Origin of the sequence: Bacillus spizizenii TU-B-10 (assembly GCF_000227465.1) — a bacterium.
GTDB lineage: Bacteria > Bacillota > Bacilli > Bacillales > Bacillaceae > Bacillus > Bacillus spizizenii.
The window spans coordinates 1,321,285-1,341,195 of record NC_016047.1 but is presented as its reverse complement, the minus strand read 5'-3'; the positions used below and the strand labels follow the sequence as shown (position 1 = coordinate 1,341,195).

General features: G+C 42.0%; 19 protein-coding genes, 1 pseudogene and 1 other annotated feature. Of the genes and pseudogenes, 3 read left to right on the top strand and 17 right to left on the bottom strand.

Annotated elements, in window-relative coordinates; all coding sequences use genetic code 11:
- Window positions 1–28: 28 nt before the first annotated feature.
- The gene (gene coiA / locus GYO_RS28600) at window positions 29–1,150 is read right to left on the bottom strand and encodes a competence protein CoiA (protein ID WP_238528874.1); all 1,122 of its coding nucleotides are present in this window, start codon (window positions 1,148–1,150) and stop codon (window positions 29–31) included.
- Between the two features lie 73 nt (window positions 1,151–1,223).
- Between coiA and GYO_RS43685 the strand changes: the two are divergent.
- A pseudogene (locus tag GYO_RS43685) lies at window positions 1,224–1,345 on the top strand (hypothetical protein).
- Here the strand turns inward: GYO_RS43685 and mecA are convergent.
- Together mecA and GYO_RS43680 are read right to left on the bottom strand one after the other, a co-directional pair.
- A complete protein-coding gene (gene mecA / locus GYO_RS28595) occupies window positions 1,340–1,996 on the bottom strand; it encodes an adaptor protein MecA (RefSeq protein WP_014113374.1) in 657 nt (218 codons plus the stop codon). The pseudogene GYO_RS43685 and the gene mecA overlap by 6 nt on opposite strands.
- Window positions 1,963–2,088, bottom strand: a complete 126-nt coding sequence (locus GYO_RS43680; protein WP_120698858.1) for a hypothetical protein — start codon at window positions 2,086–2,088, stop codon at window positions 1,963–1,965. Before GYO_RS43680 ends, mecA begins: the two co-directional genes overlap by 34 nt.
- Before the next feature lie 183 nt (window positions 2,089–2,271).
- On the opposite strand from GYO_RS43680, the gene GYO_RS28590 reads away from it, so the two are divergent.
- Complete coding sequence (locus tag GYO_RS28590; RefSeq protein ID WP_014113373.1) at window positions 2,272–2,928, top strand: TerC family protein; 657 nt, start codon at window positions 2,272–2,274, stop codon at window positions 2,926–2,928.
- 254 nt (window positions 2,929–3,182) lie between these two features.
- Here GYO_RS28590 and spx read toward each other — a convergent pair whose 3' ends face one another.
- The 8 genes from spx to oppA all read right to left on the bottom strand — a co-directional run bounded on the left by spx (window position 3,183) and on the right by oppA (window position 11,434).
- Complete coding sequence (spx, locus tag GYO_RS28585; protein WP_003239281.1) at window positions 3,183–3,578, bottom strand: transcriptional regulator Spx; 396 nt, start codon at window positions 3,576–3,578, stop codon at window positions 3,183–3,185.
- Window positions 3,579–3,758: 180 nt separating this feature from the next.
- Entirely contained in the window at window positions 3,759–4,337 is a 579-nt protein-coding gene (locus GYO_RS28580) for a GNAT family N-acetyltransferase (protein ID WP_003224597.1), read from the bottom strand.
- Between the two features lie 177 nt (window positions 4,338–4,514).
- A complete protein-coding gene (locus tag GYO_RS28575) occupies window positions 4,515–5,639 on the bottom strand; it encodes an MFS transporter (protein WP_014113372.1) in 1,125 nt (374 codons plus the stop codon).
- A 193-nt stretch (window positions 5,640–5,832) separates the two neighbouring features.
- Window positions 5,833–6,750: an oligopeptide ABC transporter ATP-binding protein OppF gene (gene oppF, locus GYO_RS28570; RefSeq protein ID WP_014113371.1), complete on the bottom strand. Its 918-nt coding sequence runs from the start codon at window positions 6,748–6,750 to the stop codon at window positions 5,833–5,835.
- A 1-nt stretch (window position 6,751) separates the two neighbouring features.
- A complete protein-coding gene (gene oppD / locus GYO_RS28565; protein ID WP_072182805.1) occupies window positions 6,752–7,828 on the bottom strand; it encodes an oligopeptide ABC transporter ATP-binding protein OppD in 1,077 nt (358 codons plus the stop codon).
- Window positions 7,829–7,832: 4 nt separating this feature from the next.
- Window positions 7,833–8,750 carry an oligopeptide ABC transporter permease OppC gene (gene oppC / locus GYO_RS28560; protein ID WP_014113369.1) on the bottom strand — a complete coding sequence of 306 codons (918 nt, stop codon included), beginning with the start codon at window positions 8,748–8,750 and terminating at the stop codon, window positions 7,833–7,835.
- Between the two features lie 3 nt (window positions 8,751–8,753).
- Window positions 8,754–9,689 carry an oligopeptide ABC transporter permease OppB gene (oppB, locus tag GYO_RS28555; RefSeq protein WP_014113368.1) on the bottom strand — a complete coding sequence of 312 codons (936 nt, stop codon included), beginning with the start codon at window positions 9,687–9,689 and terminating at the stop codon, window positions 8,754–8,756.
- Window positions 9,690–9,796: 107 nt separating this feature from the next.
- The gene (gene oppA / locus GYO_RS28550) at window positions 9,797–11,434 is read right to left on the bottom strand and encodes an oligopeptide ABC transporter substrate-binding protein OppA (protein ID WP_014113367.1); all 1,638 of its coding nucleotides are present in this window, start codon (window positions 11,432–11,434) and stop codon (window positions 9,797–9,799) included.
- 471 nt (window positions 11,435–11,905) lie between these two features.
- Window positions 11,906–12,119, top strand: a binding site (T-box leader).
- Window positions 12,120–12,177: 58 nt separating this feature from the next.
- Between oppA and trpS the strand changes: the two genes are divergently transcribed.
- Window positions 12,178–13,170 carry a tryptophan--tRNA ligase gene (gene trpS, locus GYO_RS28545; RefSeq protein WP_014113366.1) on the top strand — a complete coding sequence of 331 codons (993 nt, stop codon included), beginning with the start codon at window positions 12,178–12,180 and terminating at the stop codon, window positions 13,168–13,170.
- 33 nt (window positions 13,171–13,203) lie between these two features.
- Here trpS and GYO_RS28540 read toward each other — a convergent pair whose 3' ends face one another.
- The 6 genes from GYO_RS28540 to appD form a co-directional block, all read right to left on the bottom strand.
- Window positions 13,204–13,956, bottom strand: a complete 753-nt coding sequence (locus GYO_RS28540) for a YjbA family protein (RefSeq protein WP_014113365.1) — start codon at window positions 13,954–13,956, stop codon at window positions 13,204–13,206.
- A gap of 205 nt (window positions 13,957–14,161) precedes the next feature.
- Window positions 14,162–15,076, bottom strand: a complete 915-nt coding sequence (gene opp4C / locus GYO_RS28535; RefSeq protein ID WP_014113364.1) for an oligopeptide ABC transporter permease — start codon at window positions 15,074–15,076, stop codon at window positions 14,162–14,164.
- A gap of 15 nt (window positions 15,077–15,091) precedes the next feature.
- On the bottom strand, window positions 15,092–16,042 hold the full coding sequence (locus tag GYO_RS28530) for an ABC transporter permease (protein ID WP_014113363.1): 951 nt from the start codon (window positions 16,040–16,042) through the stop codon (window positions 15,092–15,094).
- A gap of 74 nt (window positions 16,043–16,116) precedes the next feature.
- On the bottom strand, window positions 16,117–17,745 hold the full coding sequence (locus GYO_RS28525; protein WP_014113362.1) for a peptide-binding protein: 1,629 nt from the start codon (window positions 17,743–17,745) through the stop codon (window positions 16,117–16,119).
- Window positions 17,746–17,833: 88 nt separating this feature from the next.
- Window positions 17,834–18,823: an oligopeptide ABC transporter ATP-binding protein AppF gene (gene appF / locus GYO_RS28520; RefSeq protein ID WP_014113361.1), complete on the bottom strand. Its 990-nt coding sequence runs from the start codon at window positions 18,821–18,823 to the stop codon at window positions 17,834–17,836.
- Window positions 18,820–19,806 carry an oligopeptide ABC transporter ATP-binding protein AppD gene (appD, locus tag GYO_RS28515; protein WP_014113360.1) on the bottom strand — a complete coding sequence of 329 codons (987 nt, stop codon included), beginning with the start codon at window positions 19,804–19,806 and terminating at the stop codon, window positions 18,820–18,822. Before appD ends, appF begins: the two co-directional genes overlap by 4 nt.
- Window positions 19,807–19,911: the final 105 nt, after the last annotated feature.

The window sequence follows — 19,911 nt, the reverse complement described above, 5'->3', positions numbered from 1 at the left end:
GTATTAGAGTGAGCCAAATGAGACAAACTCATTCTATAAAACAGCTGCGGTCACTTTCTATGAGATCCTGTAATGAGCGTACGCCCTCTACAGGCTGATTCAGCACATATACTTCTTTCTGAGTCTCCCTTAAAAATCCCTTCTTGCACAAAAAATCAATGTACTGTTTCACCGCTTCAGAAAGACAATCTTCACTGCATTTGTATCTGAGTGAAATGTTCTTTTTATGAATGTGCAGTTTGCACTGCTGTAAAACGGCTGAAAAGCGAATTGGCGCGCGTTTATATCCCAGATCCGTAATAAACAGATATAAAAACCCCTGCCACACAAAAACCGGACTATGAAAAACAGCCCCTTTTATAACAGGGACAAACACTTCCGTCGGAAGAAAAGAAAGGGGCGTCTGCCGCTTTTCATAAAACAGCAGCCTGAGGCGATTTGTTTCCTTGGAGGTAAACCGATGGGGTTTATGGCGAAAACGGTGAATCGCTTTCGTCCAGCCGGAATATTGAAATGCGGGCGTCGGTTCAGTAAAAAAAAGATCGTTTGCAGCAGCCCGATGGATAGGGATCGTTTGAACGGAGGAATAAGAATGGTTTGTGTAAAACGGAATGATGTGGCTGAGCCGGCGGAAAGAACGTGTTTCCGGGCAATAACATATCAGTTCCCTGTATGGACTTGCATTGATAAACTGCCAATGGAAAGCAGAAAGCTGATAAAAGGATGGAGCAGAGCATTTTAAGCGGCTGTGTCCCACAATCCACTGCGGGATGATTCCTGCTTGTTTGAAGCCCTCTGTTCGCTTTTGAAAGACATCTGGTGCAAGAGTGGCACATTGATACTCAACAGCAAGCATGCGTCCCTTGATCTTTGTCATGATGTCCGGTCTTTGATTGATGTTCTTGATATACGGTTCTAATATCGGGGAAGCCTGTTGCGTTTTCAGCCATATATACAGCTGCCTTTTTCCTTCTAAGTGGTAGGCGCTTTCCGGTTCTATGTCTATCGAACAGGATTTGTTCTGTTTATGGGCGAAATGCGGTGCTTTTTGGAGTCCGAGCTTCACAGCAAGCTCACCCCCGCACACCGGGCAGAAGAATCGTCTCCGCTTTAATTTCTGGCTTTGCCGAGCGCCTAGAAGGTGAAACATTTCGCCGTCTTCAGTCACAGCACTAAACAATTGTCATCTCTCCTTTCCAGATGAGGTATACTTTCTGGAAAAGATGATCAACTCCTGTTCGCCGTATTTTCTCTTGTATGTATGTTTTTGATTTTTCACGTCTCAAACATAGCATTTCATTGCATAAAAAAAACCGATTTCCGGAAAGAAATCGGTTTGCTATGATGCAAAGTGTTTTTTTATCGTTTCCAGAGCATGCTCTGAAATAATCAGCTTGCCGTACTCTTCAAGACGGTGTATGCTGATTGAGGATTCATTTGCGTACTCCAACAGGATGCTTAGCTGATTTTCAACCTCTTCGTCAGTCATATTGCCAAAATCTACATATAAATAATATCGGTTCTCAAACGAATATAAAGTCGTTTTGCTTCCGTTAACGTTCAATTTAGATAGAGAAATAACATCCTCAAAATCGCCAAACCGCAAGACAAATTGAAGCTTTTGCTCCTTCTCTTCCTGATTGACGGCTTGCTCTTCTTTCTGGAAATCATCCAGCAAGGCGTCAAGATCCTCAGATGCTGGTTCTTGCTTTTTATCCTCAGGAATCGGCAGTTCGAGCTTTTGTCCGTCTTTGGAAAGCTGGGCTTTTGTGACGATGATTTCTAATCCTTTGTCCAGTGCCTGAACTTGAATCCAAAGAGGGCCTTCCACAGCAAATTCCTCTTCCTCATGAACTTCATCCATGACTTCCCAGAAAAGTTCTTCACTGCGTTCACGGTTATACCAAATTTCTTCTCTGTCAAAACCGCGATCTTCAATATCTCCGTAAGACATATAAAATTTTACTGTATGCTCGTTAATTCTTTCAATTTCCATTTGCCAACCTTCCCTTCTATATAAGATGTTGAAGGGACATCTAAGCTCCCGATTAATAGTACTTTACTACACTTTACCCATTCCGTCCACATCTTAACCTTGATGCAAGGCCAGTGTGAATTCCTTTGTATTTCTATTTTATGATAAAACAGTCACAAAAGAAATAAAAATGCACCTTCACCTAAAAAACGGCAGATCTGCGGCTCATATCATAAAATATGACCTGTCTCATATAGTAGTAGTACAAGCGATGGAACGAAAGCGAGGTGCCGATCATGGAGCATGACTATCTGATTTCTCTGCTTGTTATTGTTGGGATCGACCTGATCCTCGGCGGAGATAATGCGGTCGTCATTGCCATGGCCAGCAGAAATTTGCCGGACAAGCAAAGACAGCAAGCCATTATTCTCGGAACATTTATCGCCGTTGCCATGAGAATCGGATTAACAAGCGCAGCGGTATACCTTTTGAACATTCCGTTCTTGCAGTGCGCCGGCGGAATTTTCCTGCTGTATTTAGGATATCAGCTGCTGATTGAAAAAAAAGACACGCAGCACATCAAAAGCAGCACCTCGCTGTGGAGAGCGATACGAACGATTGTGCTTGCAGATCTCTTTATGTCGCTGGACAACGTCATAGCAGTTGCGGGAGCGTCACACGGTGAGTTTTCTCTCGTGGTCATTGGTTTGTGTGTATCGGTGCCGGTTATTATTTGGGGCAGCAAACTCATCCACATCGTACTTGAGAAAATACCGGTTCTGATTTACGCGGGAAGCGGTCTGCTTGCTTATACAGGAGGAGAAATGATTGTCAGGGACAAAAAGCTGTCTTTTTTTATGGCGCAGCACGGCGCAGTCGAAACGCTCCTCCCCATTTTAACGGTCGCGTTTGTCATCCTTGCGAGTATTTATTATCAGCAGGTGGAAAAATAAAAGAAGGCTGATCACTCAGCCTTCTTTCAGCGTGTCGACAAACCTTCGCATTCGTTGTCAGACCTGCGCGTCGGTGCTCACGAATAAACATATTCGTTGTGCTCCAATGCTCGGCCTTCCTAGACTTCAAAGGTTTTCAATCACTCTGAACTGAAAAGGTAACAAAATCCTAAAACAAAAAACCGTTTTAGGATTTTGTCAACTATCATCAAAAGAAGGCTGATCACTCAGCCTTCTTTTGATGATACGATCTATTAGTTTGCCAAACGCTGTGCTTCTCTTAATTGGAAAGAGCGGACTTTTCTTGGCAGGAAACGTCTGATTTCGTCTTCGTTGTATCCGACCTGCAAACGTTTTTCGTCGATGATGATCGGACGGCGAAGCAAACCTGGGTGCTCGTTGATCAAGCGGTACAAATCTTGCAGCGGCATAGATTCAACGTTCACATTCAGTTTTTGGAATACTTTTGAACGGGTTGAGATGATTTCATCTGTTCCGTCCTCAGTCATTCGAAGAATTTGTTTTATTTCATCAATTGATAAAGGCTCAGAGAAAATGTTTCTTTCTTCAAATGGAATATCGTGCTCCTCAAGCCACGCTCTCGCCTTTCTGCATGAAGTACAGCTTGGTGATGTGTATAGTGTAACCATTCATCTTCACTCCTCTAATTAGTAGGATGAACATCTATTTTATTCTTAAATTGAAATTACTCTAAAAAAGGAATCTTTATAGGTATTATACTATAAAAAAGTAAGTGTGAACAGTATCCTAAGAAAAAAATGTGTCAATCCGGCAAATTTTTAATTTTAATGATATGTTCTAATTCTCAATTAGCTTAACTGATCGAAAATATTTTTTTGTTTTTCTTCATCAATGAGTTTCAAGACCTCATCTGTTTTTTCGTACGATTCCCCGTACCATTTCTCATCTTTATAAGTATGAATGTTTTCATATGTCTGTTTCATGGCTTCAAGAATTTCTTCTTCTGATTCTGTTTTCGGTGACCAGTACAGAATCTCCATCTTATTTACTTCATTCGTAGCCAATGACCGGCGCCGGTACCCAATTGACTGAGCATGTTTGAAATGCTCTCTTTGATAAAACCTCAGGCGTTTTTCTGTATCAGTATCATCTTCATCCACAGGCTCCACCTCGAGCAATATCGGCTTATTTTTCTTTTTCAGCTTCGCGATCAATTTGCCGCCAAGCCCCTGCCCTCTTGCATCCTTAGACACATACAGATAATCAACGAAGATAAAAGAATCGAATTCCGCAAACATTAAGATATGATGTTTGCCTTCATCTTTATGATAAATATCGCTCCGCTCTTTCAGAAGAGCTTCCATATGCGCTTTTGATTTCATTTCTTCAATTGGAAAGTACTCGCTAAGCTTTTCATACCAGTTCATTGATTTGCTCCTTATGAGTTCATTGTCTTCATACTTTTAGATATACCCCATTTCATATTGTTTAAACAGCGTTACATCTATAAAGACGTACAAACTTCCGCCATGGTTTCATTTTTTTTCAGCAAAAAACAGAGTCAGATGCTCCGTTCATTTTGAAGTGTATGTAAAAAGCTTTCATTAAGCTTGGCTTTCCTGCTTGTAATGAAGCAGGCGGGTCTGCGCCAGTGCAATAAAAAACGCCATGATATATAATGCAGCTGCCGCGATAAAAGCTGTTTTCGCACCAGCAGCATCAGCCACGAGCCCCATAATGGAGTAGGTGACGCCTGACCAAGGAGTCAAAATCGCATTTTTGGCAGCCATGATCCCGATACGCTTCTGCTTGGGAATGACCTCTTGCAGCATGGTTTCCTGGCAAATATCACGCACCTGATAAAAAGGTCCCATTGCAGCACAAGCCAGAGCGCATAAAAACGGGATTGGAGAAAATGAGAACAGAAGGGTCAGCGCCGCCATCACAAGCGAGCAGAAAATAATAACGTAGCCCATGTTCCGCTCAAAAAAAGCAGAAAAACGAATGGCAATCACACTGCCGACAATGGCACCTATAAAATAAGAAGCGTTAAACATCCCCCACCACACTTCTGTTTCATGCAAAACAGCCGCAGTAAATGCAAGAAGAATAGCAGACGACCAAACAGAACCCGCCAAAGCTTCTAACATGTCCATTAGAGTAATGTCTCTTACAATAGGGATCATCATTAAATCCTTCCATATACTTTTGACAGATGCTTTTTCAGCTGTTCCATCAGTCGTTTTTTCATTTATATGAAGCACATTGAGGGAAGCTCCCGAAAGAACAAACAAGCAAATGGCTGCACCGACAACGAGTTCAAAAGGTACGGCATACGTCAGAAGGCCGCCAAGGCCCCAGCCTGCTGTTAAAAACAATTGATTCGAGAGGGAGATCACACCGTTCGCTTTTACATATTGCTCTTTTGGAACAATAATCGGCAGCAGCGCGAATCTTGCCGGCTGAAAAAAGGCGCCCGCGAAGGAAAAACAGAAGACAAATAGCAGCGTTATCCAAAAGAAAACCTGTTCGTGATGACTGATGCTAAAAGCCATCAGTATTGTAAAGACCGCTCTCAGCAGATTTGCACCCGCAAGCACCTTTTTAAAACCGAGATTGCGAAGCACTGGGGAGATGCAAAAGCTTGCCGCTATACTCGCAAACGACATGAACGATAAAACAAGACCCGCCAAAAAGACGGAGTCGGTCATTTGATAGACCCTGACCATTAATACGATTGTGACAAGGACTCCTGCTAAAGATTAAAGAGATTGAGACAGTAATAGCGCAAAAACATTTTTGTTATGCAGAAATTGAATCGTATTTCGCCTCCGCTTTTTCCTCTAATTGTAAATGTTATCACTCTCACTTTCTATGATTAAAAAAAATCCTTCAAGAGTAATCTCTTGAAGGATTTTTGATTCATGAATAAGCTTTAAATTCTGCCTCCGTGCACATCACAAAATGTCCCGGTTTGACTTCACGGAATTCCATCGTTTCCCCATCTTTTAATTGATGGACGGACGGATCGTATTTCTGGCGGACGCGATTTCTCTCATAGTCCGGATCAGGAAGCGGAATCGCTGAAAGCAATGATTTTGTATACGGGTGAAGCGGATTTTCATAAAGCTCATCTGCCGGCGCAAGCTCAACCAGCTTCCCGAAATACATGACTCCAATGCGGTCGCTGATGTATTTGACCATCGATAAATCGTGGGCAATAAACAGGTATGTGAGCCCTTTTTCTTTTTGCAGTTCTTTCATTAAATTCACGACCTGTGCTTGAATGGATACATCCAAAGCGGAAATTGGCTCATCTGCGATAATGAATTCCGGATCTACAGCGAGAGCTCTGGCAATCCCGATTCTTTGGCGCTGGCCGCCGGAAAATTCATGCGGATAGCGGTTCGCGTGTTCCTTGTTTAAACCGACTGTTTCCAAGAGCTCGTGGACCCGCTGCATCCGCTCTTTTTTCGTTTTCGCCAGCTTATGAATATCGAGGCCTTCAGCAATAATATCAGCAACTGTCATTCTCGGATTCAGGGATGCATATGGATCTTGGAAAATCATCTGCATTTTGCGGTTGAATTCCAGCAGCTTTTTCCGCGATTTTTTCCCGTGCACATTTTCGCCGTTGAACAGCACCTCACCATCGGTCGCTTCATATAGCCGAATAATGCTTCGGCCTGTTGTCGATTTACCGCAGCCAGATTCACCAACCAGCCCTAATGTTTCACCTTTATAGATATCAAATGATAAATCGTCTACAGCCTTAACCGTTCCTTTTGGCGTGACAAAGTGCTGTTTTAAATGTTTGATTTCTAATAGTTTCTCACTCAATTCATTCACCTTCTCTCACTAAGACAGGTTTTTCATAGGTATTTGCCAGTTTACGCATTTTCGCTTTTACCGCTTCAGGCGGCTCTACCTTTGGCGCGTCCGGATGAAGCAGCCACGATTTTACATAATGAGTATCAGACACCTTAAACATTGGCGGCTCCTGTTCAAAATCGATTTTCATCGCGTAAGAGCTCCGCAGCGCAAAAGCATCTCCTTTTGGCGGGTTTGTCAAATCAGGCGGCGTGCCTGGAATTGCAGTCAGCTGTTCTTCTCCTGAACTTTCCAGTGTCGGCATGGATGCAAGAAGCCCCCACGTATACGGATGTCTCGGATCGTAGAAAATCTCGTCTACCGTACCGGTTTCTACAATCTGTCCCGCGTACATGACAGCGACCCGGTCAGCAACGTTAGCCACAACACCCAGATCGTGTGTGATAAAGATGATGGACGTGTCAATTTTCTTTTGTAAATCCTTCATCAATTCCAGAATTTGCGCTTGAATCGTTACATCAAGAGCAGTGGTCGGCTCATCGGCGATCAGAAGCTTCGGATTCGCCGCAAGCGCCATGGCGATGACAACCCGCTGCCTCATCCCGCCTGAAAATTCGTGCGGAAATTGGTTAACCCGCTTTTCCGGCATCGGGATACCGACTAATTCCAACAGTTCAACCGCGCGTTTTTTAGCCGCTTCCTTTGAAATTTTCTCGTGTTTAAAAAGCACTTCCGTAATTTGTTTGCCGACCTTCATCGTCGGATTTAAAGAGGTCATCGGATCCTGGAATATCATCCCGATCTCTTTTCCCCGGACATTTTGCATCTCTTTTTCGGACAGCGGCACCAGATCCTTTCCTTCAAACAAGATCTCACCTCGTTTGAAATAACCCGGAGGCATTGGAATCAGCTTCATGATCGCTTGAGAGGTCACACTTTTTCCGGAACCTGATTCTCCGACAATGGCCAGCGTTTCTCCTTTATCCAGATGGAAATTCACTCCGCGGATCGCCTGAACTTCTCCGCCATATGTTTTAAATGAAATCGCTAAATCTTTTACTTCTAATAGGCGTGTCACCCGTATCACTCCCTTATTTACGTAACTTAGGATCCAATGCGTCTCTTAATCCGTCGCCGACAACGTTAAAGCCAAACATCGTAATGCAGATGAAACCGGCAGGGAAGAATAGACGCCACGGATAATAGGTCAATGCAGGCAATCCGTCAGAAGCCATCGTTCCCCAGCTTGCCAGCGGAGCCGGAACACCAAGTCCCAAATAGCTTAAAAAGGCTTCTGTGAAAATCGCAGTCGGAACTGTCAATGTCATCGTGACCAAAATGGAACCCATTGCGTTTGGCACGATATGTTTAAACAGCAGACGGGATGTTTTTGCACCAAGTGTCTGTGAAGCAAGCACATACTCCTGATTCTTCAGCTGCAGCACTTGTCCACGCACGATTCTGGCCATATTAATCCAGCCCGTAATTGTCATGGCAATAATAATCGTAAATAGCCCTTTCGGAAGCACAACCATCAGTAAGATGACCATTAATAATGAAGGAACTGCCCAAAGGATATCAGCGATACGCATCATAATTTCATCCGTTCTGCCTCCGCGGAAGCCTGAAATGCTTCCCCAAATCACACCGATCAGCAAATCAAGAACAGCGGCTGCAACACCGATAAAGATTGAGATTCGCGCACCTACCCAAGTACGGACGAAAATATCCCGTCCAAGATCATCTGTTCCGAACCAGTGATCTTTTGAAGGCGGCTTATCCGCATTTAAGAGATTAGTAGTTGAATAATCGTATCTTGAGAACATTGGCGCAAAAATTGCCATAAGGATAATGAGTACAATAATGATAAGCCCGACCATTGCAAGCTTATTGCTGCGGAAGCGAAGCATCGCATCTTTCCAGAGGGAAAGGCTCTTTTTACTTATTTTTTCTGCATCGCCGGCATTCGCTGCGGCTGGTTCAAACAGGTTTTTTGGAATGTTTTGCATGGCCTAGGCTCCTTTCTTTGCTTTTGAAAGCTTGATTCTTGGATCAATAATGCCATATAACACGTCTACGATTAATACACACAATAGCAAGATGACACTGAAGAACACCGTTACACCCATAATGACTGTATAATCACGGTTTGTAATACTGTTTACAAAGTGTGCACCAAGCCCCGGGATACCAAAGATGGACTCAATAATAAAGCTTCCCGTTAAGACCTGCGCTGCCATCGGGCCCATGTATGTAACGACTGGCAAAAGCGCGTTTCGAATGGCGTGCCGCACTGTAACTGCTGGACGGGACAGCCCTTTTGCTTTCGCTGTGCGAATATAATCACTGTTTAACACTTCGATCATGCTTGAACGAGAAAGTCTGGCAATAAACGCCATCGGCATGGAAGCAAGTGCGATTGAAGGCAAAAAGGTGTATGCCCAGGACTCCCAACCCGCGACAGGAAACAGATCAAGCTTCATGGAGAACACATATTGCAGAACAGCCGCCATGATAAAGCTCGGAACTGAAATGCCAAATATCGTTAAAATCGCGACGGTATAATCCTGCCACTTATTATGGTAAAGGGCTGCTATGACCCCAAACAATACACCTAACGCTAAAGCGAGGAGAATAGCTTCTGCTCCAAGAGTGAATGAAACGGGGAAACCTGAACTGATTAGGTCGTTAACACTCTGACCTTTATATTTAAATGACGGTCCGAAATCCCACATTGCAACTGATTTCAAATAACTGACGTATTGTACAAACAGCGGCTTGTCCAAGCCGTAATGCGCATTTAAGTTTGCTTCGATTTCAGGCGGAAGCTTTTTCTCACCTGAAAATGGCCCACCCGGTGCTGCCTGCATTAAGAAGAATGTCACAGTTACAATCACAAATAATGTGATAATCATATAGACTAAGCGTCTTCCGATATATTTTAGCAAGGGGGAACACCTCCATGATTTTTACATTTTTATACTCTTTCAGTAAGAAAGGTATATGGGAAATAGGTCCCCATATACCTTGAGGTTTTTGTTTTCACAAATAAGACTTATTGAAAGTACGAGTTTCTGAAATAAATTTCTCCGGTTCCAGTAATGATGGTTCCTTTCAGATTTTCGTCTTGCACCCAAGGAATCGTATAAAAATAAACTGGCGCTACAGGCATTTCATCAATGAAAATACCTTCTGCTTTTTTCAGCAGCTCTGCACGTTTTGTTGGATCAGTTTCAGTTTGTGACTGATTCAGAAGCTTTTTGAATTCTGGATTTTCCCAGCCAGTATCGTTATTACCTCCGTTTTTGTCACGGAACAACTCGAGGAAGTTAATAGGATCGTTAAAGTCGCCAAGCCAACCCATACGGCCGATTTGATAATCTTGGCTGTGAAGCTTATCAATATATACATTCCATTCTGAGTTATCAAGCTCAACATTCACGCCTAAATTTTTCTTCCACATTTCTTGCACGGCTTGAGCGATTTTCGCATGTGCATCATCAGTGTTATAAGACAATTTGATTTTCGGAAGGTCAGATGCCTTGCTTAAGCCCATTTCTTTCAGGCCTTTTTCAAGATATTCTTTTGCCGTTTTGACATCGTTGTCTTTGAAGTAGCCTTCTTTGTTATCCTCAAATCCCTTCATTGTCGGTGGCACCGCAGCCATTGCCGGGATTTGTTCACCTTGCGTAATGTTTTTAACAATCGATTGACGATCAATCGCATAAGATAATGCTTTACGGATATTTACATTGTCTAACGGCTTAGCTTCAGTGTTGAATTTGTACCAATAGACACCTGCCATCGGCTCAACATGTAAAGAACCGTCTTTTTTCAGGGTAGGAAGAGATTCTGTCGGAAGCTGTCCGAGCGGCAAACCGGCCCAATCAAGTTCGCCAGCTTGGAATTTTTTCAGTTCAGTATTGTTATTGTTGATCATAACCATACTGATTTTCTTCAGTTTGACTTTGTCTTTATCCCAATACTGATCATTTTTTTCAAGAGTGATAGAACCGCTGTGTTTCCATGCCGTCATTTTGAACGGTCCGTTCGATACATAATCATCTCCGGCATTTGTGTTCCATTTTTTATTTTTCTCTGCAATTTTCTTGTTGATCGGCATATACGTATAGAACGCTGTTAATTCAGTGAAATATGGAGTCGGGTTATTTAATTCAACCTTTAGCGTTTTGTCATTTACAGCTTTTACTGCCACATCATCAAGGCTGCCTTTGCCGGTATTCGCCGCTTCAGCACCTTTTATGTAGTAAAGCTGGTAAGCGTATTGTGATTCGTTATTAGGATCAAGTGCCCATTTCCAAGCATATTCAAAATCTTGTGCTGTTACAGGGTCACCATTAGACCATTTCACACCATCACGAATTGTAAATGTATATGTCTTTCCATCTTTGCTCGTTTCAATTTTAGAAGCCATGCCTTCTTCAGGCTCACCATCTGCATTGATACGTGTCAATCCTTCAAAAGTCTGACGGATGACACCGCCTGAAACTGAATCATTTGCCAATCCTGGATGTAAGGAGAACGGCTCAGTTTTAATATTAATGTTAAGTGTCGTCTTTCCTTTACTGTCCTTTTTCCCTTCACCGTTTGATCCGCTGCCGCCAAAGCCGCATGCGCTCAGCACGAGAGTGAAAATGAGCATCAACGTGACAATCGACCAACGCTTTTTCATTATCGCAAACCCCCTAATAATAATTTTTCAGCTCCTTACGGCTAAATCCTCAGAAATATCAGACAAATGAACCTGAGTTTCCATAACTTTTATTCTGTTCCGTCTTTTCTGATTATTTTTGTAAAAAAGCTGTAACAATAGAGTGAACAAGTTCATTATAATGAAACAAATAATTTATTGCAATATTATTTTATCAATTTAAAATATTTGAACTTCGTTAGTTTTTCTTCCACGAACATAATATCCTTCTACCATTTAAAGCATAAATTGATTAAAAACTATTTGATAAGTTTTCTATCCATATTGCTTTTTACATATAATATCTAGCTGTTTTCACGCTGATAGCAGTTATCATTTAGGGGTTTTACAGCACCAGTGGTATTTATATCTTTACAATGTTACTGGAAAAAAGAATGTTTTTTCATGATGACAATTGGTTATAATTGATTTATAATGAAGCAATCAAAAGAAAAGCGTGCTATGAAAAAGAGTAGTACACATTTCACCCGTTTGAAGAGAGTCTGCGGTGCTGGGAGCAGATAACGGGCAATGTGGAATGGACTTTGGAGCAGCTGACCGAAACCGAAAAAGTAGGCTCAGCCGGAGCAGTCTCCGTTACAAACGTCAGAGTGATTCCATTTTAATGGAATAATCAGGGTGGTACCACGGTTCATTCGTCCCTTTTTTATAGGGGAAGAATGGGCCTTTTTTATTATGTTTTAAGAAATGAGGTTGATGTTTTCATGAAACAAACGATTTTTTCAGGCATTCAGCCAAGCGGCTCCGTTACGCTCGGCAACTATATCGGTGCAATGAAGCAGTTTGTCGAACTGCAGCATGATTATAACAGCTATTTTTGCATCGTGGATCAGCATGCGATAACCGTGCCTCAAGACCGGCTTCAGCTAAGAAAGAATATCCGCAGTCTGGCGGCGCTTTACTTAGCTGTCGGACTTGATCCAGAAAAAACAACATTGTTTATTCAGTCAGAGGTTCCCGCGCATGCACAGGCCGGATGGATGATGCAGTGTGTCGCGTATATCGGCGAGCTTGAACGGATGACCCAATTTAAAGACAAATCCAAAGGCAATGAAGCTGTTGTCTCCGGCCTGTTAACATACCCGCCGCTGATGGCCGCTGATATTCTGCTGTATGGAACAGATCTTGTGCCTGTCGGCGAGGATCAAAAGCAGCACCTTGAGCTGACGCGAAATCTCGCAGAACGCTTCAACAAAAAATATAACGACATCTTTACGGTTCCGGAAGTGAAAATTCCAAAAGTCGGCGCACGCATCATGTCTCTGAATGATCCGCTGAAGAAAATGAGCAAATCCGATCCGAACCAGAAAGCTTATATTACATTACTGGATGAACCGAAGCTTCTTGAAAAGAAAATCAAAAGCGCTGTGACAGATTCTGAAGGCATTGTAAAATTTGATAAAGAAAACAAACCAGGCGTTTCCAACCTTCTTACGATTTATTCAATCCTCGGCAATACGACAATTGAAGAGCTTGAAGCAAAGTACGAAGGGAAAGGCTACGGCGAGTTTAAAGGTGATTTGGCAGAAGTCGTGGTTAACGCATTAAAACCGATCCAGGACCGCTATCATGAACTAATTGAATCTGATGAATTAGACCGGATTCTCGATGAAGGCGCGGAACGGGCAAACCGGACAGCGAACAAAATGCTGAAAAAAATGGAGAACGCCATGGGCCTTGGCCGAAAAAGACGCTAATCAAAAAACCGCTCTTTGCAAAGAGCGGTTTTTTTAGTTTACCTTTGATTCATTTTCCATTTCCCACAGCTTTTCGAAAAAAGGCTGTCCTTTTATCAGGTTTTCGCAAAATGCCAGATGCTTGTCCGACCAGCCTTCAATTGTTTCGTTATACAGCATGTCCCAAATCTCTTCAAAGCTCATCCGTTTGATTTGTTCATACATATGCGGGTTCCACTCTGTGTACCAATAGCCGATTTCAGCGCGGTTTTTCAGCCCTTTTAATTGGTCCAGCGCCATAAACATCAGCTGCTTGATTTGCCGTTCTTTTCTTGTCAGCCCTCTGACGTGCTCTGGTGCTAATGATAAAATGTGATATTCTTTAGAGGATTCCAGCTTCTTTGGCTCAAATTCATATGTTTCAGGCTCTACATCTTTTACCATTTCATAAACGAGCTGCTCCTGCCTTGGGATCAAACGGCTTTTTCTGACAGGGATCGTGTAGCCGATCGTGTCGACAGCCAAAATGCCGATTCCGTCTGTTACAACAAAACAATACTCAAGCTTTGTCCGCTCATGATTTTTCCGAATGTACGATTTCTGATGTACGTCGTCAAGCAAACCTTTCGGAAGCTCAGACAAATCGTTTTCTATGTAATGAAACAGTACCGACGGCACCCTTAACAGCGGCACCTGATCCAAAAGCTCAACCGTATCTTCCTTGCGCCATTCGTGAAAGTGGCATACATTGTAGCCATTTTCTTCCCCTTCAAACCAATTGACCCACACATCATGAAGAAATAACATCTCTAACCCCTCACTTTTATAAAAACTGTTGTCCACAGTATAGGCAAGGGACAGAGAAATTATTCCAAAGAGATTGAGGAAATCTGGAATCGCTGGGTTTATGTAAAAATCACAAAAAGCAGATCTCTTTGTATATTTTCCGACAAAAAGAGATCTGCTTTTCTTATGATTTTGTTATATTTTATACCAGATATTATTTTCATTTTTATTTAATATTTTTTGGATCCAATGCATCCCGCAGACCATCACCGACAAAGTTGAAGCATAAAACGGTAATTAAAATGAATAGCCCGGGAAATAACGGGTACCACCATGCTTGAATCATTAATGTAAAGTTTTGAGCATCCTGAAGCATGTTTCCCCAGCTTGCAATCGGAGGCTGGATACCGAAGCCCAAGTAGCTTAAGGTTGATTCAGCTAAAATGACACTGCCTACTTTTAAAGTAGCGGAGACAATAATTGGCCCGATGCAATTCGGTAAAATATGCGAAAAAATAATTTTATAATTTTTGGTTCCTATTGTTTTAGCAGCCAATACAAATTCTCTTGATCTTAGAGATAGGAATTCACTTCTGACAAGCCTAGCTGTTGTAGTCCAACCCGTCAGAGAAAAGATTAAAATTAATTTATCCATCCCCGGTTGAAAAATTGTCACCAAGGTAATAAGAAGAAAAATATCCGGAATAGATAAGACTACATCGACTGCCCTCATCAATACAGCATCGACTATCCCTTTAAAGTACCCCGCTAAGGCGCCAACAACGGTTCCTATAGTAATGGCACCAATTACTGAAACAAAACCGACCAATAAAGACACACGAGCCCCGTATAAAACCCTTGTAAATATATCGCGCCCAAACTTATCTGTCCCCATTAGATTTTTAGGGCTTGGCGGCTTCAGTTTATTTAGAAGAGATTGGCTCTCAGGCGAATAAGGCGCAATAAAAGGGGCAAAGACCGCCATTAAAATAATAACTGTTAAAATGATACCTCCAACAACAGCAAGTTTATTTTTGAAGAACTTCTCAAAAAAGATCCTAGTCATTGTTTCTGGTTTTTTTCTTATATTTTCTTTTAGCTTTACCTCATTAGAGGGAGCTACAGTGTTTGGATGTGTCATATGTGTCTCCCCCTTTTAATATTCAATACGTGGATCAACTAAAGCATACAAAATATCCGCAATCAAGTTACCCAGTACAACCAAAACAGCAGAAATAACAGTCATCGCCATAATAACCGGATAATCTCGAGAGAATGCTGAATCAATAAATAACTTCCCTAATCCCGGCCAAGTAAAAATCTGTTCAACCACGACAGCACCACCAATAAATGATGGAATCATCAATCCGAAAATTGTAATAACAGGCAGTAGGCCATTTCGCAAGCCATGTTTGAAAATAACTTTATTTTCTTTAAACCCTTTTGCCCGAGCTGTTCTTATATAATCTTGCTTCAATACATCGAGCATACTTGAACGTGTATAACGAGTAATACCGGCCATATCAGCAGTTGCTAAAACAAATGCTGGCAAAATTAAATGATGGAGCCTGTCAAAAATGCTAAAGTCAGCGTTTAATGTGCTGACACCCCCCGTAGGAAACCAGCCGAGATTTACGGAAAGAACCATAATAAGAATTAATCCAAACCAAAAATTTGGTATTGCCAGCCCTAAAAATGATGTGACAGTTATACCATAGTCAAGTTTAGAATAAGGGCGTTTCGCGGAAAGAACACCGAAAGGAATTGAAATCAGAAGAGCAACAAGAGTTGAAAAAACCATAAGCACCAAAGTATTCGGTAAACGTGAAAGGATTAGATCAGAAACTGGTGTACCCTTTTTAACAATAGATGTCCCAAAGTCGCCTTGAAGCATATTTCCAAGCCATTTTAAGTATTGAACAGGTTCCGGGTCATTAAGTCCATACTTTTCAATAAATTTTGCTCTGTCAGCTTGACTAATGGTCGGATCCATCATTAGTGACATCGGGTCACCTGGCGCTGCTTTCATTATCGCAAATGATAATATTGTAATGCCCAAAAGAATTGGCAGAGACATTAATGTTCGACGAACAATATATGTAACCATATTCTTGTCCCCTTTTCTAAAATAGGATAAAGAGGAAAGGATACTGGATCCTCACCTCTCTAGGGATTTAATTATTATTGTTCAAGCCACCATTTTTCAATTTGATATAAGTCATTTTTTGGATGGAATACATAGCCATGCATGTTTGCCGGGATTGCCCTATGATAATTGTAATAAAATAAGAATGAATAAGGCTGATCCTCTGCAATCAATTTATAAATTTCTTCGTATTTTTTCTGATATTCTTTTCTGTCTGTAATAGATTTAGCTTCTTCCAAAAGTTTATCGACTTTAGGATTCTTATACCATATGTTATTTAATCCGTTCTCTGATTGACTTGAGTGGAAAATCGAAAATTGATCCGGAAATGTAGCCAAGCTCCAACCAAGCAGCAAAGCATCATAATCCCATTTCGGTGCACTTGTTTGTTCAATAAGCGCACTAAATTCTACAATTTGCGGTTTTGCTTCAATTCCTACTTCTTTTAGCTGCTGCTGAACAACAACCGCTAAATCTTCCCGAATTTTGTTGCCTTGATTAGTCTTAATGGTAAACGAAAACTTCTTTCCATCCTTATCAAGGTAACCGTCTCCGTCTGTATCTTTCCATCCCGCTTCTTTCAATAGCTTCTTAGCTTTTTTAGGATTGTAATCAAATGTAGGTACATCACTTTTCGGGTAATTCCAAGATAGCGGACTTTCAGGAACGTTTGCAACTTCACCATCACCGTTTAACACTTGATCAACCATTGCTTTTCGATCAAGTGCATGCGTAAGAGCTTGGCGGACTTTTTTGTCTTTAAATAATTCATTTTTTTCATTCCAACCAATATAACTGTAGTTCAAACCAAGATCTGATTTTACTTTTACATTATCAAATGTCTTGACTGTCTCGAAATCAGTACCCGGAACAACAAAGAAATCAATATCTCCAGCCTTTAACTGAGCAACAGCTGCATTTGAATCCGGGATTGTTTTTACTGTAACTGTATCTAAATATGGCCTTCCGCCGTAATAATCTTCATTAGCTTCAAGTTTTACATAATCTCCTTTTTTCCATTCAGCAAACTTGAATGGACCCGAACCAATCGGATTCTTTCTATTAAATTCATTTTCTCCTAAATCTGAAACTGGTACTTTCCCTAAAATGTGTTTAGGCAGAATACCGTAACTATCTAAAACAACATTGTAAAAATACGCATCCTTTTTCTTTAATTTAAATTCAACTTCATAATCACCTTTTTTTGTAACAGTCTTTAGTGATTCAAAACCAGAGCCGCGTTCACCATTATAGTCCTTATTTAAAGGTATGCTGTATGTGAAAACAACATCATCCGCTGTAAGCTCTTTCCCGTCATGGAATTTTACACCTTTTCTAATCTTGACATTATAAGTCAGACCATCCTTGGATTCTGTCACTTTCTCGGCTAACGCAGGCTTCACATTTAATTTTTCATCTGTTTCTAATAATGTACTATAGATCATCCCTTCAATATCTGAACTGGCGACATCTGTAGAATAGAGTGGATTAAACAAAGTTGGCTCCCCAGTTGAGCCAACAACCAAATCCCCGCCTTGCTGAGGTTTTCCGTTTGATTTTTTCTCGCTGCTGCTGCTCGATTTTGATCCCGAGCAGGCCGATAAAAAGATGGCCAGAACCATCAATACACTTAGCATCATCAGTGCGGTTTTCCGTCTTTTCATTAGATATTCCCCCTTTTGAAATGTTCGTTCCTCTCAGCTGTTGTTTATGTAGTGTGCATACCCCCTCTCAAAGCTGTGCGGGCAACAATTAGCTATAAAGGTGACAAGCCACAAAATGGCTGGGAGCAGCTTCTTTGAATTCTGGTATTTGTTCCTTGCATATTGGCTTTACAACAGGACATCTTGTGTGGAAAACGCAGCCTTTTGGCGGATTGGCCGGACTCGGCAGTTCTCCCTTCAGGACGATGCGTTCACGTTTGACAGACCCTTTTCTTCTTGTAACCGGAACGGACGATAAAAGAGCTTGGGTATACGGATGGAGCGGATTGTCGTAAAGCTCATGCTTGCCGGTCAGTTCCATCATTTTTCCAAGATACATCACTCCGACTCTGTCGCTGATATGGCGGACGACACTAAGATCATGAGAGATAAATAGATACGTCAGATTAAATTCTTCCTGCAATTCTTCCATTAAGTTAATAACTTGGGCCTGAATTGATACATCAAGTGCGGAAACTGGTTCATCTGCGATGATCAGTTCTGGATTCAAAGTGAGCGCTCTGGCGATGCCGATCCGCTGACGCTGTCCGCCGGAAAATTCATGGGGATAACGGTTGGCAAACGACGGGTGAAGGCCTACTCTCGCAAGCAGTTCTTCGACTTTCTCGTTTCGTTCATGCATCGTATACATGTGGTGCGTATTAAACGGCTCCTTTATGATGGAACGCAGCGTCTTTCTTGGATTCAACGAGGCAAATGGATCTTGGAACACCATTTGAATATTTTTGCGAACACTTTTCCGCAGCTTCTCCTCTGACAGGTTGGAAATATCCTGTCCTTTAAAAAGGATTTGGCCTTCTGTCGGTTTGTACAGCCTGATCATCGTCCTGCCGGCAGTCGATTTCCCGCAGCCGGACTCTCCAACGATTCCGAGTGTTTCTCCTTTTTTTAACGAAAATGAAACACCGTCCACCGCTTTAACATCGCCTACTTTTCTTTGAAAAAGGCCTGAGCGGATCGGGAAGTATTTTTTTACGTCACGAAGCTCTAAGATTGTTTCTTGATTAGCTGCTGTCATGATTGTTCGGCACCCTCTTCCTCATATAAAAAGCATCTCACCGTTCTTCCGCTTTTGTGCGTCAAAAGCGAAGGCTGATTTGTCCAGCATTTATCCATGGCTTTCGGGCACCTTGGGGCAAATCGGCACCCCGGCGGCAGATTATCTGGTGTCGGCACGCTTCCTTTAATCGCATTTAATTTATCAATCTCTCCATCTATGACGGGAATCGACGTAAGCAGGCCTTCTGTATAAGGATGAAGCGGCTCTAAAAATAAGTCGTCAACGGTGGCGTTTTCCACGACTTGTCCGCAGTACATGACAATCACTCTGTCGGCTGCTTCCGATACGACACCTAAGTCGTGTGTGATGAGAAGTATCGACGTGTTGAACTTCTGGCAGAGATCTTTCATGAGCTCCAAAACTTGGGCTTGTATTGTCACATCCAGTGCTGTCGTCGGTTCATCGGCAATGAGCAGTTTAGGATTACAGCTGAGTGCGATGGCAATCATCACCCTCTGTCTCATTCCGCCGGACAGCCGGTGCGGGTACTCCTTCATCATTTGCTCGGCCCGGGAGAAACCGACCATCTGCAAGAGTTCAATAGCTTTTTGGCGAGCTTCTTTTTTCTTCATGTTTTTATGGTAAATCAGCACTTCGGTAATTTGTTCTCCGATTGTTAACACCGGATTCAGGGAGGTCATTGGTTCCTGAAAGATCATGGATACTTCGTTTCCGCGGATTTTGCAATAGTCGTTTTCAGTGAACGAGGTGAGGTCTTTGTCTTCGAGTTTAATAGAGCCGTCCATGATTTTTCCGCCTGAGCTTTGGACAAGGCCCATAATTGATAAAGAAGTAATGCTTTTTCCCGAGCCCGATTCACCTACAAGCGCGACGGTTTCGCCTTTGCTGATGTGAAAATCGACTCCGTCAACCGCAGGGATCGGCTCCTTTTTCCTGAAAAAATAAGTCTTTAAATTATTCACTTCTAAAAGTGTGCTCATGCTAGCTCCCCTTTCCCCCCTCTTGTTGTCAAACGTTTTCAAGAGAAAGCAATCCCTTTATTCAGAAATAATAAATAATATTGAATTATCGAAAAATTTTATAGT

Bases quoted from the DNA above. Each gene is read 5' to 3' on its own strand.
- coiA (WP_238528874.1), bottom strand. From the start codon at position 1,150: ATGTTTCACCTTCTAGGCGCTCGGCAAAGCCAGAAATTAAAGCGGAGA.
- mecA (WP_014113374.1), bottom strand. From the start codon at position 1,996: ATGGAAATTGAAAGAATTAACGAGCATACAGTAAAATTTTATATGTCT.
- GYO_RS43680 (WP_120698858.1), bottom strand. From the start codon at position 2,088: ATGTGGACGGAATGGGTAAAGTGTAGTAAAGTACTATTAATCGGGAGC.
- GYO_RS28590 (WP_014113373.1), top strand. From the start codon at position 2,272: ATGGAGCATGACTATCTGATTTCTCTGCTTGTTATTGTTGGGATCGAC.
- spx (WP_003239281.1), bottom strand. From the start codon at position 3,578: ATGGTTACACTATACACATCACCAAGCTGTACTTCATGCAGAAAGGCG.
- GYO_RS28580 (WP_003224597.1), bottom strand. From the start codon at position 4,337: ATGAACTGGTATGAAAAGCTTAGCGAGTACTTTCCAATTGAAGAAATG.
- GYO_RS28575 (WP_014113372.1), bottom strand. From the start codon at position 5,639: ATGGTCAGGGTCTATCAAATGACCGACTCCGTCTTTTTGGCGGGTCTT.
- oppC (WP_014113369.1), bottom strand. From the start codon at position 8,750: ATGCAAAACATTCCAAAAAACCTGTTTGAACCAGCCGCAGCGAATGCC.
- oppA (WP_014113367.1), bottom strand. From the start codon at position 11,434: ATGAAAAAGCGTTGGTCGATTGTCACGTTGATGCTCATTTTCACTCTC.
- trpS (WP_014113366.1), top strand. From the start codon at position 12,178: ATGAAACAAACGATTTTTTCAGGCATTCAGCCAAGCGGCTCCGTTACG.
- GYO_RS28540 (WP_014113365.1), bottom strand. From the start codon at position 13,956: ATGTTATTTCTTCATGATGTGTGGGTCAATTGGTTTGAAGGGGAAGAA.
- opp4C (WP_014113364.1), bottom strand. From the start codon at position 15,076: ATGACACATCCAAACACTGTAGCTCCCTCTAATGAGGTAAAGCTAAAA.
- GYO_RS28530 (WP_014113363.1), bottom strand. From the start codon at position 16,042: ATGGTTACATATATTGTTCGTCGAACATTAATGTCTCTGCCAATTCTT.
- GYO_RS28525 (WP_014113362.1), bottom strand. From the start codon at position 17,745: ATGAAAAGACGGAAAACCGCACTGATGATGCTAAGTGTATTGATGGTT.
- appF (WP_014113361.1), bottom strand. From the start codon at position 18,823: ATGACAGCAGCTAATCAAGAAACAATCTTAGAGCTTCGTGACGTAAAA.
- appD (WP_014113360.1), bottom strand. From the start codon at position 19,806: ATGAGCACACTTTTAGAAGTGAATAATTTAAAGACTTATTTTTTCAGG.